General features: G+C 73.4%; 15 protein-coding genes. 6 read left to right on the top strand and 9 right to left on the bottom strand.

Translation table 11 applies throughout. From position 1 onward, the window contains the following. Positions 1 to 36 precede the first annotated feature (36 nt). Positions 37 to 978: an ROK family protein gene (locus L7D48_RS17990; RefSeq protein WP_237880475.1), complete on the bottom strand. Its 942-nt coding sequence runs from the start codon at positions 976 to 978 to the stop codon at positions 37 to 39. Between the two features lie 196 nt (positions 979 to 1,174). Between L7D48_RS17990 and L7D48_RS17985 the strand changes: the two genes are divergently transcribed. Further along, a complete protein-coding gene (locus tag L7D48_RS17985) occupies positions 1,175 to 2,173 on the top strand; it encodes a LacI family DNA-binding transcriptional regulator (RefSeq protein ID WP_237880476.1) in 999 nt (332 codons plus the stop codon). A 109-nt stretch (positions 2,174 to 2,282) separates the two neighbouring features. On the opposite strand, the gene L7D48_RS17980 is transcribed toward L7D48_RS17985, so the two are convergent. The 4 genes from L7D48_RS17980 to L7D48_RS17965 form a co-directional block, all read right to left on the bottom strand. Next, on the bottom strand, positions 2,283 to 3,245 hold the full coding sequence (locus L7D48_RS17980; RefSeq protein ID WP_237880474.1) for an electron transfer flavoprotein subunit alpha/FixB family protein: 963 nt from the start codon (positions 3,243 to 3,245) through the stop codon (positions 2,283 to 2,285). A gap of 66 nt (positions 3,246 to 3,311) precedes the next feature. Next, positions 3,312 to 4,097: an electron transfer flavoprotein subunit beta/FixA family protein gene (locus L7D48_RS17975; RefSeq protein ID WP_237880473.1), complete on the bottom strand. Its 786-nt coding sequence runs from the start codon at positions 4,095 to 4,097 to the stop codon at positions 3,312 to 3,314. A gap of 177 nt (positions 4,098 to 4,274) precedes the next feature. Then, the gene (locus tag L7D48_RS17970) at positions 4,275 to 4,808 is read right to left on the bottom strand and encodes a flavin reductase family protein (protein WP_237880472.1); all 534 of its coding nucleotides are present in this window, start codon (positions 4,806 to 4,808) and stop codon (positions 4,275 to 4,277) included. Positions 4,809 to 4,935: 127 nt separating this feature from the next. Next, positions 4,936 to 5,352, bottom strand: coding sequence for a thioredoxin family protein (locus L7D48_RS17965; RefSeq protein WP_237880471.1), 417 nt, complete (start codon positions 5,350 to 5,352; stop codon positions 4,936 to 4,938). 127 nt (positions 5,353 to 5,479) lie between these two features. Between L7D48_RS17965 and L7D48_RS17960 the strand changes: the two genes are divergently transcribed. Both L7D48_RS17960 and L7D48_RS17955 read left to right on the top strand, forming a co-directional pair. Next, positions 5,480 to 5,887, top strand: a complete 408-nt coding sequence (locus L7D48_RS17960; RefSeq protein WP_237880470.1) for a DUF4395 domain-containing protein — start codon at positions 5,480 to 5,482, stop codon at positions 5,885 to 5,887. Positions 5,888 to 6,021: 134 nt separating this feature from the next. Beyond that, positions 6,022 to 6,741 (top strand): 1-acyl-sn-glycerol-3-phosphate acyltransferase, encoded by a 720-nt coding sequence (locus L7D48_RS17955; protein ID WP_237880469.1) that lies wholly within the window; start codon positions 6,022 to 6,024, stop codon positions 6,739 to 6,741. 112 nt (positions 6,742 to 6,853) lie between these two features. Here the strand turns inward: L7D48_RS17955 and L7D48_RS17950 are convergent, their stop codons facing one another. From L7D48_RS17950 to L7D48_RS17940, 3 genes are read right to left on the bottom strand one after another with little or no spacing between them, the layout of a single operon-like run. Then, on the bottom strand, positions 6,854 to 7,969 hold the full coding sequence (locus L7D48_RS17950) for a low specificity L-threonine aldolase (RefSeq protein WP_237880468.1): 1,116 nt from the start codon (positions 7,967 to 7,969) through the stop codon (positions 6,854 to 6,856). Then, a complete protein-coding gene (locus L7D48_RS17945; protein WP_237880467.1) occupies positions 7,948 to 8,718 on the bottom strand; it encodes an SDR family NAD(P)-dependent oxidoreductase in 771 nt (256 codons plus the stop codon). The genes L7D48_RS17950 and L7D48_RS17945 overlap by 22 nt, the downstream gene beginning before the upstream one ends. 32 nt (positions 8,719 to 8,750) lie before the next feature. Further along, on the bottom strand, positions 8,751 to 10,163 hold the full coding sequence (locus L7D48_RS17940; protein WP_237880466.1) for a DUF6421 family protein: 1,413 nt from the start codon (positions 10,161 to 10,163) through the stop codon (positions 8,751 to 8,753). Between the two features lie 300 nt (positions 10,164 to 10,463). Between L7D48_RS17940 and L7D48_RS17935 the strand changes: the two genes are divergently transcribed. Continuing rightward, positions 10,464 to 11,147: a glycerophosphodiester phosphodiesterase family protein gene (locus L7D48_RS17935; RefSeq protein WP_237880465.1), complete on the top strand. Its 684-nt coding sequence runs from the start codon at positions 10,464 to 10,466 to the stop codon at positions 11,145 to 11,147. Here the strand turns inward: L7D48_RS17935 and L7D48_RS17930 are convergent. Next, positions 11,119 to 11,736, bottom strand: coding sequence for a GNAT family N-acetyltransferase (locus L7D48_RS17930; RefSeq protein WP_237880464.1), 618 nt, complete (start codon positions 11,734 to 11,736; stop codon positions 11,119 to 11,121). The genes L7D48_RS17935 and L7D48_RS17930 overlap by 29 nt on opposite strands. Before the next feature lie 88 nt (positions 11,737 to 11,824). Here L7D48_RS17930 and L7D48_RS17925 point away from each other — a divergent pair, with 88 nt between their 5' ends. Beyond that, on the top strand, positions 11,825 to 12,217 hold the full coding sequence (locus tag L7D48_RS17925) for a VOC family protein (protein WP_237880463.1): 393 nt from the start codon (positions 11,825 to 11,827) through the stop codon (positions 12,215 to 12,217). A gap of 164 nt (positions 12,218 to 12,381) precedes the next feature. Next, the coding region (locus L7D48_RS17920) for a DUF5134 domain-containing protein (protein ID WP_237880462.1) at positions 12,382 to 12,732 on the top strand (351 nt) is incomplete at its 3' end.

The following is a 12,732-nucleotide window of genomic DNA, read 5'->3' as shown; positions in this document are numbered from 1 at the left end:
GCCCCGCATGTCCCGCCCCACCGCGGGCCGGAACTCTCACACGGGCCGGCCCAGCGCCTGGCGGCAGGCCGCCGCGGCCCCGACGAGGCCGGCCCCGGTGCCCGTACCGGCGGGGACGACCTCCAGCCCCCGGACGAAGGAGAGTGTGGCGTACTCCCGCAGCGCCCGGCGCAGCGGGGCGAACAGCACCTCGCCGGACTGGGCCACTCCTCCTCCGATCACCGCGATCTCGATCTCGGCCAGTGTCGCGGTCGCCGCGATCCCGGCCGCCAGGGCCCGTGCGGCGCGTTCGAAGGAGGCCACGGCCACCGGATCCCCGGTGCGCGCGGCGGCGGCCACCCCGCGGGCGCTGGCGTCTCCGTCCGGCCCGGGCCGCCAGCCGCCGGCCAGGGCCCGGCGGGCGATGTTGGGTCCGCTGGCCAGGCCCTCCACACAGCCGCGCGCCCCGCACGGGCAGGGGTCGCCGTCGAGGTCCACGCTGATGTGGCCGATGTGGCCGGCGTTGCCGGTCGGTCCGGGGTGGAGTCTGCCGTCCAGGACCAGCCCGCCGCCCACCCCGGTGGAGACGACCATGCACAGGGCGTTGTCCCGGCCGCGCGCCGCGCCCTGCCAGTGCTCGGCGGCGGTGATCGCCACTCCGTCGCCCACCAGTGTCACGGGCATCCCCCCGACGACCGCGCGCACCCCTTCCACCAGCGGGTAGTCCCGCCAGCCGGGGATGTTGACCGGGCTCACCGTGCCCCGCCGGGCGTCCACCGGCCCGGCACTGCCGATCCCCAGGGCCGCCACACGCGGCCACTGGGGCGCCGCCCTCAGTTCGCCGAGCACCTCGGCCACCGTCCGCATCACGCCGTCGCCCGGCTCCCGCGCCGGAGTGGGCCGCTGAGTCCGCAGCAGCAGCCGTCCGCCGTCGTCCACCAGCGCGCCTGCGATCTTGGTTCCGCCGATGTCGAGGGCGGCGAGAAGATCCTGATCCATGGGCGGAGAGTCTCACCTATCTTTGACAACGTTGTCCACTCCATCGGCCGGCTCTATGCTCTGAGGCCACCGACGCACGGGGACGTGCCGTACGGCATCCGTGTCACCGACCGCCGACGACAGGACGAGACCTCAAGTGGCCGACACCGCCCGACCCGCCCGCAGCCCCCGGCGCCGCTACGGGCTGCGGCCGACGATGAAGGACGTGGCCGCCCGCGCCGGGGTCGGCCTCAAGACCGTCTCCCGGGTCGTCAACGGCGAGCCCGGCGTCACCCCCGACACCGAGCGCCGGGTGCGGGAGGCCATCACCGCCCTCGGCTTCCGCCGCAACGACAGCGCCCGCATCCTGCGCAAAGGCCGCACCGCGAGCGTCGGGCTGGTCCTGGAGGACCTCGCCGACCCCTTCTACGCCCCCCTCAGCCGCGCCGTCGAGGAGGTCGCCCGGGCACACGGCGCGCTGCTGATCAACGGCTCCAGCGCCGAGGACGGCGAGCGCGAGAGGGAGCTGGCGCTGGCCCTGTGCGCCCGGCGCGTGGACGGACTGGTGATCGTCCCGGCCGGTGACGACCACCGCTACCTGGAGCCGGAGATCTCCGCCGGGATCGCCACCGTCTTCGTGGACCGCCCCGCCGCCCGCATCGAGGCCGACGCGGTGCTCTCCGACAGCTTCACGGGCGCGCGCGAGGGCGTCGCCCATCTCATCGCCCACGGTCACCGCAGGATCGGTTTCATCGGCGACCTGCCGCGCATCCACACCGCCGCCGAGCGGCTGCGCGGCTACCGGGCCGCGATGGCGGAGGCCGGGCTCGCGGTGGACGGCTCCTGGGTCGCGCTCGGCCCCACCGACCCCGGGCGCGTACGGGCCGACGCCGAGCGCATGCTGGCGGGGCGGGATTCGGCCGCGGGGCCGGTCACCGCACTGCTGACGGGCAACAACCGGGTGACCGTCACCGTGGTGCGGGTGCTGGCGGGCCTGGAGCGGCGCGTGGCGCTGGTGGGCTTCGACGACTTCGAGCTGGCCGACCTGCTGACCCCACCGGTCACCGTCATCGCGCAGGAACCCGCGCTGCTGGGCCGCAGAGCCGGCGAGCTGCTGTTCCGCCGGCTGGAGGGTTCGGGCGAGGAGCCGCGGCGCGTGGTGCTGCCCACCCGACTGATCCCGCGCGGCTCGGGAGAGGTCCCCCCGCACTCCTGAGCACGCCCGGGAAGCACCCGGAGGGCGCCGGAGCCGGTACGGCCGGGGCCGCGCGGACCGGTGCACGGTCCGCGCGGCCCCGGCCGCTGTCCGCCTTCCGCGGAGGGTGTCAGCCCTTGCGGGCCTTGATCTCCTCGGTGAGCTTGGGGAGGACCTCGAAGAGGTCGCCGACCACGCCGTAGTCGACCAGGTCGAAGATCGGGGCCTCCTCGTCCTTGTTGACGGCCACGATGGTCTTCGAGGTCTGCATGCCGGCCCGGTGCTGGATGGCGCCGGAGATGCCCGCCGCGATGTACAGCTGCGGCGAGACGGACTTGCCGGTCTGGCCGACCTGGTGGGTGTGCGGGTACCAGCCCGCGTCCACCGCGGCGCGCGAGGCGCCGACGGCCGCGCCGAGGGAGTCGGCGAGGTTCTCGATGACCGAGAAGTTCTCGGCGCCGTTGACGCCGCGGCCGCCGGAGACCACGATCGCGGCCTCGGTCAGCTCCGGGCGGCCGGTCGACTCGCGCGGGGTGCGGGAGACGACCCTGGTGCCGGTGGACTTCTCGCCGAAGGTCACCGACAGCTGCTCGACCGTGCCCGCGGCCGGGGCGGCCTCGGGGGCGGCGGAGTTGGGCTTGACGGTGATGACCGGGGTGCCCTTGGTGACGCGGGACTTGGTGGTGAAGGCCGCGGCGAAGACCGACTGGGTCGCCACCGGGCCGGAGTCGCCGGCCTCCAGGTCGACGGCGTCGGTGATGACGCCCGAGCCGATGCGCAGCGCCAGGCGGGCCGCGATCTCCTTGCCCTCCGCGGAGGAGGGGACCAGCACGGCGGCCGGGGAGACGGCCTCGTAGGCGGCCTGGAGCGCGTCCACCTTCGGCACGACCAGGTAGTCGGCGAACTCGGGGGCGTCCGCGGCGAGCACCTTCACCGCGCCGTACTCGGCCAGCGTGGCGGCGGCACCGTCGGCGCCGGCGCCCAGGTGCACGGCGACCGGGTCGCCGATGCGGCGGGCCAGGGTCAGCAGTTCGAGGGTGGGCTTGCGGACGGCGCCGTCCACGTGGTCGACGTAGACAAGGACTTCAGCCATGGGAGTTGCTCTCCTGCGAGGATTGCGAGGGCGGAAAGGAGTGAGGGGTGCGACGGGCCTTCGGGCTCAGATGAACTTCTGGCCCGCCAGGAACTCGGCGAGCTGCTTGGCGCCCTCGCCCTCGTCCTTGACGATCGTGCCCGCGGTGCGGGCCGGGCGCTCGGCGGCCTCGTCGACCTTGGTCCAGGAGCCCTCGAGGCCGACCTCGTCGGCGTCGATGTCCAGGTCGTCCAGGTCCAGGGACTGAACCGGCTTCTTCTTGGCGGCCATGATGCCCTTGAAGGAGGGGTAGCGCGCCTCACCGGACTGGTCGGTCACGGACACGACGGCCGGAAGCGCGGCCTCGAGCTGCTCGGTCGCGGCGTCGCCGTCGCGGCGGCCGGTGACCTTGCCGTCCTCCACGGAGACCTCGGACAGCAGCGTGACCTGCGGCACGCCCAGGCGCTCGGACAGCAGCGCGGGCAGCACGCCCATCGTGCCGTCGGTGGAGGCCATGCCGCAGACGACCAGGTCGTAGCCGGTCTTCTCGACGGCCTTGGCCAGCACCAGGGAGGTGCCGATCGCGTCGGTGCCGTGCAGGTCGTCGTCCTCCACGTGCACGGCCTTGTCGGCGCCCATGGACAGCGCCTTGCGCAGCGCGTCCTTGGCGTCCTCGGGGCCCACGGTCAGCACGGTGACCTCGGCGTCATCGGCGTTCTCGGCGATCTGCAGGGCCTGCTCGACGGCGTACTCGTCGAGCTCCGACAGCAGACCGTCCACGTCCTCGCGGTCGACGGTCAGGTCATCGGCGAAGTGCCGGTCGCCGGTGGCGTCGGGCACGTACTTCACACAGACAACGATCCTCAAGCTCACGCCGGCTCTCCTACATGCGTCGTCATTACTGGCTGCCTTGTCTCACAGGCAGCATAGGCGCCTGATCGGGCGGAATCCGGTCCGGTGGGGCCGGCTCTCCATCCAGGATATTACTCGTCAGTACACCCAGGCCCTTACCCGGAGGCAAGGCCGGTGAACTGTGACCTTTCCAACGGCTCAGGAGGGCACCGTGCCCTCCCCCAGCGCGTTGTAACGCCCCGCGTGGTACAGCAGCGGGCGGCCCGCGCCGGAGGAGTCCCCGGCCACCAGCTCCGCCAGGACCACCCGGTGGTCGCCGGTCGGCACCCGGGCCACCACCGCGCCCACCGTCCAGGCGAGCACGCCCTCCAGCACCGGCACCCCGTGCGGCCCCCGGCGCCAGCGGGTGGGCGGCGCGAAGCGGTCCGCTCCCGGGCGGGCGAAGGTGGCGGCCAGCTCGCGCTGGTGCTCGCCCAGTATGTGCACCCCCACGTGCTCCGCCTCGGCGACCACCGGCCACACCGAGGAGGCCGTGGCGATGTTGAAGGAGACCAGCGGTGGTTCGGCGGCGACGGAGGCCAGGGATGTCGCGGTGAACCCGGCGGGGCGGCCGTGCCCGTGGGCGGTGATCACGGCGACCCCGGCGGCGTGCCGCCGGAAGACGGCGCGCAGCAGGGCGGGACCGGCTTCGGCCGCCTCCGGTACCCGCCGGATGCCGTTCGGTGCGCTCATCTGAGATCCCCTGCCCACGGCAGGCCAGGCTGTCCACCGCGGGCGGTCCGCGTCAAGTTCGCCCGCGCGGATGGGACCAGGGTCACGCGGCCGGCGCCGCTGACGGCCCCGGGGACCCTCCCGGCCCTCACACGGCCTCCCCGAGCGCGGCGATGACATCGGCCCTGCGCGGCTGTCCGCTCGCCCGCCGGACTATCCGGCCCCGAGCGTCCAGCACCAGGACGGTGGGGGTACGCATGATCCCCAGCCGCCGCACCAGATCCAGCCGGGCCTCGGCGTCCACCTCCACGTGGACGACTCCCTCGACCATCTGCGCCACCTCGGCCAGGATCCGCCGGGTGGCCCGGCAGGGCTGGCAGAAAGCGCTGGAGAACTGCACCAGCGTGGCCCGCTCCCCCAGCCGCTCGGCGCCCACCTCCCCGGCGGTCACCCTCTCCTCCGCGTCCCGTCCGCGCACCGTCATCCTTCCGTTCCGTCTGCTGTGCGCCATCCCGAAGGCGCCGGCCAACGCCAGCACCGCCAGACACACGACCAGACCCGTCATCTCCGCCGCCCCCGTCGTCCCATCGCCTCTGCCCGCCTCCCGCATCGTCTCCCACAGCGCCCGGGGCCATGCCGCCGATTCCCTTATCCGGCCGCCACCGCGCCCCCGGGTGCGGAATGCTGTCACCATGAGGGTCGACACACGGGGAACGAGGTTCGCCGCCGCCGTGACCACCGCGGTCCTGGCCGCCGTGCTGGTCGGCGGGAGTTTCTGGCTGCTGGCCGCACAGGCACTGGTGTTCGCCGCCGGGGCGGCGCTCGGCGTGACGCGCTCGCCCTACGGGCTGCTCTTCCGCCACCTGGTCCGACCCCGACTGGGACCGCCGGCCGAAACGGAGGACGCGGCCCCGCCCCGCTTCGCGCAGACCGTGGGCCTGGCCTTCGCCCTGGTGGGCCTGGTGGGATACGGCGCCGGGCCCCTGTGGCTGGGCATGGCCGCGACCGCGTGCGCGCTCGCGGCGGCCTTCCTCAACGCCGCCTTCGGCTACTGCCTGGGCTGCGAGATGTACCTGGTGCTGCGCCGGGTCGCGGGGTGAGGCGCCGGGTGGTGTCCGAACGTGACGAGGATCTCCCGTCCCCGGAATTGGCCAGGGAAGTTACGGCAGCGTAGGTTCGGGTAGATCCGCCGGGAGAACCCTCCCCAGGCAGCTTCCCAGAAGGGTCCTCCCAGATGGCAGAACTGGTGTATCCGCCCGTGATCGGTGCAGCCCGCACCCTGTTCAGGGCTCTCGACCTGCGCTTCGACATCGAGGGCACCGAGCACGTCCCGCGGCGCGGCGGCGCCGTGCTGGTCAGCAACCACATCGGCTACCTCGACTTCGTCTTCGCCGGACTGGCCGCCCGGCCCGCCAAGCGGCTGGTGCGCTTCATGGCGAAGGAGTCGGTCTTCCGGCACAAGGTCTCGGGGCCGCTGATGCGCGCGATGAAGCACATACCGGTGGACCGCTCGCAGGGCGAGCACGCCTACCGCCACGCGCTGAAGGCGCTGCGCTCGGGCGAGATCATCGGCGTCTTCCCCGAGGCCACGATCTCGCAGTCGTTCACCCTGAAGAACTTCAAGACCGGTGCGGCCCGGATGGCGCAGGAGGCGGGCGTGCCGCTGCTGCCCGTCGCGCTGTGGGGCACTCAGCGGCTGTGGACCAAGGGCCACAAGCGGGACTTCGGCCGCAACCACTTCCCGATCACCATCCGGGTCGGCGAGCCGCTGCGGCCCGCCGAGGGCGAGTCGGCGGCCAAACTCACCGAGCGGCTGCGCGACCGCGTGCAGGAGCTGCTGGAGGCGGCCCAGCGGGCGTACCCGGTGCGGCCCAAGGGGCCGGACGACACCTGGTGGATGCCCGCGCACCTGGGCGGCACCGCCCCGACCCCGGCCGAGGCCGGTTCCCTCTAGCGCGGTCCCCGGTCCTCTCCATGACCGGCTCCCCGCCTCCGCGAAAGCCCGTGGAGGCGGACAGAAGCGGCCCGCCGCCCCTTTCCGGCCGGCGGGCCGCCCGCACGCGCGGTCAGCGGGCCATCTCCTCCCGCAGCGCGGCGACGAAGCCGTCGACGTCCTCCTCGGTGGTGTCGAAGGAGCACATCCAGCGCACGTCGCCGGCGGCCTCGTCCCAGAAGTAGAAGCGGTAGCGCTTCTGCAGCCGCTCGCTCACGTCGTGCGGAAGCCGGGCGAAGACGGCGTTGGCCTGGACGGGGTGGAGGATCTCAACCCCGTCGACGGCGCGCGCGCCGTCGGCCAGCCGCGCGGCCATGGCGTTGGCGTGGGAGGCGCTGCGCAGCCACAGGTCCCCGGCGAGCAGCGCCTCGAACTGCACCGAGACGAACCGCATCTTGGAGGCCAGCTGCATCGACAGCTTCCGCAGGTGCCTCATCGCCCGCACCGCGCCGGGGTTGAGCACGACGACGGCCTCGCCGAAGAGCATGCCGTTCTTGGTGCCGCCGAAGGAGAGCACGTCCACGCCCGCGTCCGTGGTGAACGCCCGCAGCGGGACGCCCAGCGCGGCCGCCGCGTTGGCGATGCGGGCGCCGTCGAGGTGGACGGCCATGCCGCGCTCGTGGGCCGTCTCGCAGATCGCCCGGATCTCCTCGGGCGTGTAGACGGTGCCCAGTTCGGTGTTCTGGGTGATCGAGACCACCTGCGGCATCGCCCGGTGCTCGTCGTCGAAGCCGTACGCCTCGCGCTCGACCAGCTCGGGGGTGAGCTTGCCGTGCTCGGTGGGCACGGTCAGCAGCTTCAGTCCGCCGACCCGTTCGGGCGCGCCGCACTCGTCCACGTTGATGTGGGCGCTGTCGGCGCAGACGACCGCGCCCCAGCGGTCGGTGAGGGCCTGGAGGGCCACGACGTTGGCGCCGGTGCCGTTGAACACCGGGAAGACCTCCGCCGCCGGCCCGAGGTGGGCGCGGAAGACCTCCTGGAGGTGGGCGGTGTACTCGTCCTCGCCGTAGGCGGTCTGGTGACCGCCGTTGGCGAGGGCGAGCGCCGCCAGGATCTCCGGGTGCGCGCCCGCGTAGTTGTCGCTGGCGAAGCCGCGCACCCGCGGGTCGTGGCGGCGCCGGGCGTCCGTCGGAGGGGATGCCGCGGGTGCCTCGGTCGGGTGGGCCTCTACGGTTGCGGGGTCAGCCACAGGCGGTGTCCGTTCACTTCCTCGGCGGACTTGTCCCAGACACCGGCGATGGCCTCGGCCAGCTCCCCGACGTCGGTGAAGCCCGCGAACTTGGCGTTCGGGCGCTCGGCGCGCATCGCGTCGTTGACCAGCGCCTTGACCACCAGGATGGCAGCAGCGGCCGGAGGCCCCGCATCCGACCCCTTGCCCGCCTTGCGGAAGGCGTCGGCCAGGGCCAGCGTCCAGGCCTCGGCGGCGGCCTTGGCCGCGGAGTAGGCGGCGTTTCCGGCGGTGGGGCGGGTGGCGCCGGCTGCGCTGATCAGGACGTAGCGGCCGTTTCCGCTGCGGCGCAGGGCTCCCTCGAAGGCCAGGGAGGTGTGCTGCACGGTGCGTACCAGCAGCTTCTCCAGCAGGTCCCAGTGGGACAGGTCGGTCTCGGCGAAGGCCGCCGAGCCGCGCCAGCCGCCGACCAGGTGCACCAGCCCGTCGACTCGGCCGTACTCCTTCTCGGTGCGGGTGGCCCACTCGCGGGTGGCCTCCAGGTCGAGCAGGTCGACGGTGTCACCGGTGACGGCGGCGCCGCCGTGCGCGAAGCGGGCCCTGTCGACGGCCTCGGCCAGCCGCTCGGCGTCCGCGTCGGCGGCGACGACGGTGGCCCCCCGTTCGGCCAGGCTCAGCAGCGCGGCCTGCCCGGCGGGCCCCGCCGCGCCGGCGACGGCGACGACGGCGCCGTCCAGGGGGCCGCCGTTGCCGTTGGATGTGCTGGTCATGGTGGTGATCGCCTCTCTGTGACGTCCGGTGGTCACGCCGCGGCCGGGAGGGCGGACTCGGCGGTGATGCCCTTGGTCGATGCGATCACGTTACGCAGCTTCTTGGCGAGGGCCTCGTAGAACATGCTCAGCGGGAACTCGTCGGGGAGCACCTCGTCCACCAGCTTGCGCGGCGGCAGGCTCAGGTCCAGGGCGTCGGGGCCCTTGGCCCAGGTCGAGCCGGGGTGCGGGGCGAGGTAGGTGGAGACCAGCTCGTAGGCCTTGAACCAGTGGACCAGCTTGGGGCGGTCGATGCCCTCGCGGTAGAGGGTCTCGATCTCCTCGCGCAGGTGCACGGTCACCTCGCGGGCCCGCCGCCAGTCGATGCTGAGCTTGTTGTCCGTCCAGCGCAGGGCGTCGTGCTTGTGGAGGTAGGCGAACAGCAGCTGGCCGCCCAGCCCGTCGTAGTTGCGGCTGCGCTCACCGGTGACGGGGAAGCGGAACAGGCGCTCCAGCAGCACGGCGTACTGCACGTCACGGCCCTGCTCGAAGCCGTCGGCCTCCAGCTTCACGGCCTCGTGGAAGGCGGTGAGGTCGCAGCGCAGCTCCTCCAGGCCGTACATCCAGAACGGCTGGCGCTGCTTGATCATGAACGGGTCGAAGGGCAGGTCGCCGTGGCTGTGGGTGCGGTCGTGGACCATGTCCCACAGCACGAAGGTCTGCTGGGCGCGCTTCTGGTCGGCCAGCAGTCCCCGGGCGTCCTCGGGCAGCTCCAGCTTGGTGACCTCGCAGGCGGCGTCGACGACGCGGCGGAATCGGGCGGCCTCCCGGTCGCAGAAGATCCCGCCCCAGGAGAACCGCTCGGGCGCCTCGCGCACGGCGACGGTCTCGGGGAAGAGGACCGCGGAGTGGGTGTCGTAGCCGCTGGTGAAGTCCTCGAAGGTGATGCCGAGGAAGAGCGGGTTGTCGTAGCGGGTGCGCTCCAGCTCGGCCAGCCAGTCCGGCCAGACCACGCGCAGGACGACGGCCTCCAGGTTGCGGTCGGGGTTGCCGTTCTGCGTGTACATGGGGAAGACGACCAGGTGCTGGATCCCGTCGGCGCGGTGGGAGGCGGGCTGGAAGGCCAGCAGGGAGTCCAGGAAGTCGGGGACGCCGAAGCCGCTCCCGGCCCAGCGGCGCAGGTCGGCCACCAGGGCGCGGTGGTACGCCTCGTTGTGCGGGAGCAGCGGTGCGAGCTCCTCGACGCAGGCCACGACCTGCTCGATGTGCCGCTCGACCTCGGCCCGCGCGGGGGCGCCCTCGGCCTCGAAGTCGATGGAGCCGTCCTTGGACTGGGCGGGACGGACGGCCTCGACGGCCTCCTTGAGCACCGCCCAGGCGGGGTGCTCCACCACACGGCCGGCGAACGAGCCGCCGGCGGTCGGAGCGCCACCCGTCGCTACCGCGGGCGAAAGGATTTCCGTCATTACTACCCCTCCACAGAAGAAACTCTCGTAGCAGCACCGTAGCTGCGCAGACTTCCCCGATCAACCCGAGAGGGAGAAAGTTCTTCTGCCGACCACCCGCTATGCAGCTGTTTTTCCTGTGAGCGCCCCCCTGAAACGGAAGAGAAGGCCGTATCCGCGTCGAGGAGGCCGATCCGGCGTGCTCCGCGCCCGCCGCCGCGCCCGCCGGCGCCCCGCGTCCCGGGCGGTGATCGTCCGCGGCTACTCTTGCCGCGCGTACGCACCGCCGCTTCGAACACCGCAGGAAAGCGAGAACGCGCCGTGCCACTGCTGACCGTCGGCCACCGCGGAGTGATGGGCGTCGAGCCCGAGAACACCCTGCGCTCCTTCGTCCGGGCCGACCGCGAGGGCTTCGACGTCATCGAACTGGACCTCCATCTGAGCCGGGACGGCGCACTGGTGGTGATGCACGACGCCGACGTGGACCGCACCACCGACGGCTCCGGTCCCATCGCGGACAAGACCCTCGCCGAGCTGCGCGAGCTGGACGCCGGCCTCGGCGAGCGCGTTCCGGTCTTCGAGGAGGTCGTGGAAGCGGTCTCCGCGCCGCTCCAGGCCGAGATCAAGGACCGCGCCGCGGCGCGGGTGCTGGCGGAGGCCGTCGAGCGGCTCGGCCTTCACCGGCGGGTCACGGTGATCTCGTTCCACGACGACGCCCTGCGCGAGACCCGCAAGCTGCTGCCGGACATCCCCATCGCGCTGGTCACCGGCAGATCGACGCCCACCGCCCCCGAGCGCGCCGTGGACCTGGGAGCCCCGATGGTCTCCTGCGAGCTGCGCCGGCTGGACGCGGACGTCGTCGGGCGCTGCCGCGCCGCGGGCCTGAGGGTGATCTCCTGGACGGTCAACACCGACCAGGACCTGGCCCGCGTCCGCGAGCTGGGGCTGGACGGCGTGGTCACCGACCTGCCCGACGTCAGGAGAGCGGTCGCCGAAGCGGCTTGACCAGCAGCTCGAACTCCAGGTCGTCGCGGAGCGGGACGCCGAAACGCTCGTCGCCGTACGGGAAGGGGCTGGTGCGCCCGGTCCGGGCGTAGCCGCGACGCTCGTACCAGGCGATCAGGTCCGCCCGGGCGGTGATCACCGTCATGTGCATCTCGTGGGCGCCCCAGCGCTCCCGCACCATCCGCTCGGCCTCCGCGAGAACCGCCCTGCCCAGCCCGCCGCCCTGGAGGACCGGCCGGACGGCGAACATCCCGAAGTACGCGACGGTCCGGCCCTCCCCGCCCTCGCGGCGCTCGAGCTGGCAGCAGGCGACCGGCTCCCCGTCCCGCTCGGCGACCAGCATCAGGCTGCCGGGGGCGCGGACGACGTCGGCGACGCCCTCGGAGTCGGTGCGCTGCCCCTCCAGCAGGTCCGCCTCGGTGGTCCAGCCCGCCCGACTGGCCTCGCCCCGGTACGCCGACTCCACCAGGGCGACCAGCGCGGGGACGTCGTCCTCGCCCGCGGTCCTGAAGCTCAGGCCGGAGCCGGTCGGGGGGATGGTGCCGGAGGCTGCGGAAGCGGGGTCGTTCACGGCGTTCGGGGCGTTCATGGGGCCGAGCCTAAACCTCCGTCCGCACGTCCCGGCCGCTCGGCCCGTATGCCGGACAGCGCCCCGGACACGCCCTAGGCTCGGTGCCATGGTTCACGTACTGAGCAGCCGGATCCTGCTGCGCCCCACCGACCCCGACCGTTCGCGGGCGTTCTACGGCGGGGCCCTGGGGCTGGCGGTGTACCGGGAGTTCGGCACCGGGCCGGAGCGCGGGACCGTCTACTTCCTGGGCGGCGGCTTCCTGGAGGTCTCCGGCCGGTCCGAGGTCCCGCCCGCGCCCGGCCTGAGGCTGTGGCTCCAGGTCGCCGACGCGGCCGAGGCCCATCGGGAGCTCACCGACCGCGGTGTGGAGGTACTGCGGGAGCCCAGGCGCGAACCGTGGGGGCTGGTGGAGACGTGGATCAGCGATCCGGACGGGGTGCCGATCGTCCTCGTCGAGGTCCCCGAGGACCATCCGCTGCGCTACCGGCCCGGTATCTGAGACCTCCCGCGCGTTCTCGGGGGTGGTGCCGCGCCCCCGCGAGCGCGCGCTCCGGTCGCGCTCCCCCACTGCCTCCGCGCGCTCCCGTACACGCGTCCGGCGCCGGGCATCCTCCCCGCGGAACCGGCCGGAGCGGCCGGCCGGGGAAGCGACGGGGAGGCGGGGTGCACGGACCGGATCCGGTCGGCTGGATGCTGGTGGTCCTGTGCGGCGCCGTGGGCGTGTACTGCCTGCGGCAGACACGCGGCGGCACGCCCGGGCAGCGGCGCGAGGCCGCCGGCGAAGCGGTGATGGGGCTGGGCATGGCCGTGATGGCGCTGCCCGCCTCGGCGGTGGACCCACTGCCGCCGGCGGTCTTCGCGGCGCTCTTCGGCGCCACCGCGGTGTACGGGCTGGCGCTGGTCCTGTTCGACGGGGAGCACCGGCTCCACCATCTGCACCACACCGTCGGCTCCCTGGCCATGCTCCACATGGCGCTCGCCATGGCCGCCGCCCCCGCCCACGGACACCATGCG

This window comes from Streptomyces sp. ICN903, assembly GCF_022015835.1.
GTDB lineage: Bacteria > Actinomycetota > Actinomycetes > Streptomycetales > Streptomycetaceae > Streptomyces > Streptomyces fenghuangensis.
Note: the sequence above shows the minus strand (reverse complement) of the source record. Positions and strands in the feature narration are given on the sequence as shown.

Excerpts from the sequence above, each read along its gene's own strand:
- L7D48_RS17990 (WP_237880475.1), bottom strand. The coding sequence starts at position 978 with ATGGATCAGGATCTTCTCGCCGCCCTCGACATCGGCGGAACCAAGATC.
- L7D48_RS17985 (WP_237880476.1), top strand. The coding sequence starts at position 1,175 with ATGAAGGACGTGGCCGCCCGCGCCGGGGTCGGCCTCAAGACCGTCTCC.
- L7D48_RS17980 (WP_237880474.1), bottom strand. The coding sequence starts at position 3,245 with ATGGCTGAAGTCCTTGTCTACGTCGACCACGTGGACGGCGCCGTCCGC.
- L7D48_RS17970 (WP_237880472.1), bottom strand. The coding sequence starts at position 4,808 with ATGAGCGCACCGAACGGCATCCGGCGGGTACCGGAGGCGGCCGAAGCC.
- L7D48_RS17965 (WP_237880471.1), bottom strand. The coding sequence starts at position 5,352 with ATGACGGGTCTGGTCGTGTGTCTGGCGGTGCTGGCGTTGGCCGGCGCC.
- L7D48_RS17960 (WP_237880470.1), top strand. The coding sequence starts at position 5,480 with ATGAGGGTCGACACACGGGGAACGAGGTTCGCCGCCGCCGTGACCACC.
- L7D48_RS17955 (WP_237880469.1), top strand. The coding sequence starts at position 6,022 with ATGGCAGAACTGGTGTATCCGCCCGTGATCGGTGCAGCCCGCACCCTG.
- L7D48_RS17945 (WP_237880467.1), bottom strand. The coding sequence starts at position 8,718 with ATGACCAGCACATCCAACGGCAACGGCGGCCCCCTGGACGGCGCCGTC.
- L7D48_RS17940 (WP_237880466.1), bottom strand. The coding sequence starts at position 10,163 with ATGACGGAAATCCTTTCGCCCGCGGTAGCGACGGGTGGCGCTCCGACC.
- L7D48_RS17930 (WP_237880464.1), bottom strand. The coding sequence starts at position 11,736 with ATGAACGCCCCGAACGCCGTGAACGACCCCGCTTCCGCAGCCTCCGGC.
- L7D48_RS17925 (WP_237880463.1), top strand. The coding sequence starts at position 11,825 with ATGGTTCACGTACTGAGCAGCCGGATCCTGCTGCGCCCCACCGACCCC.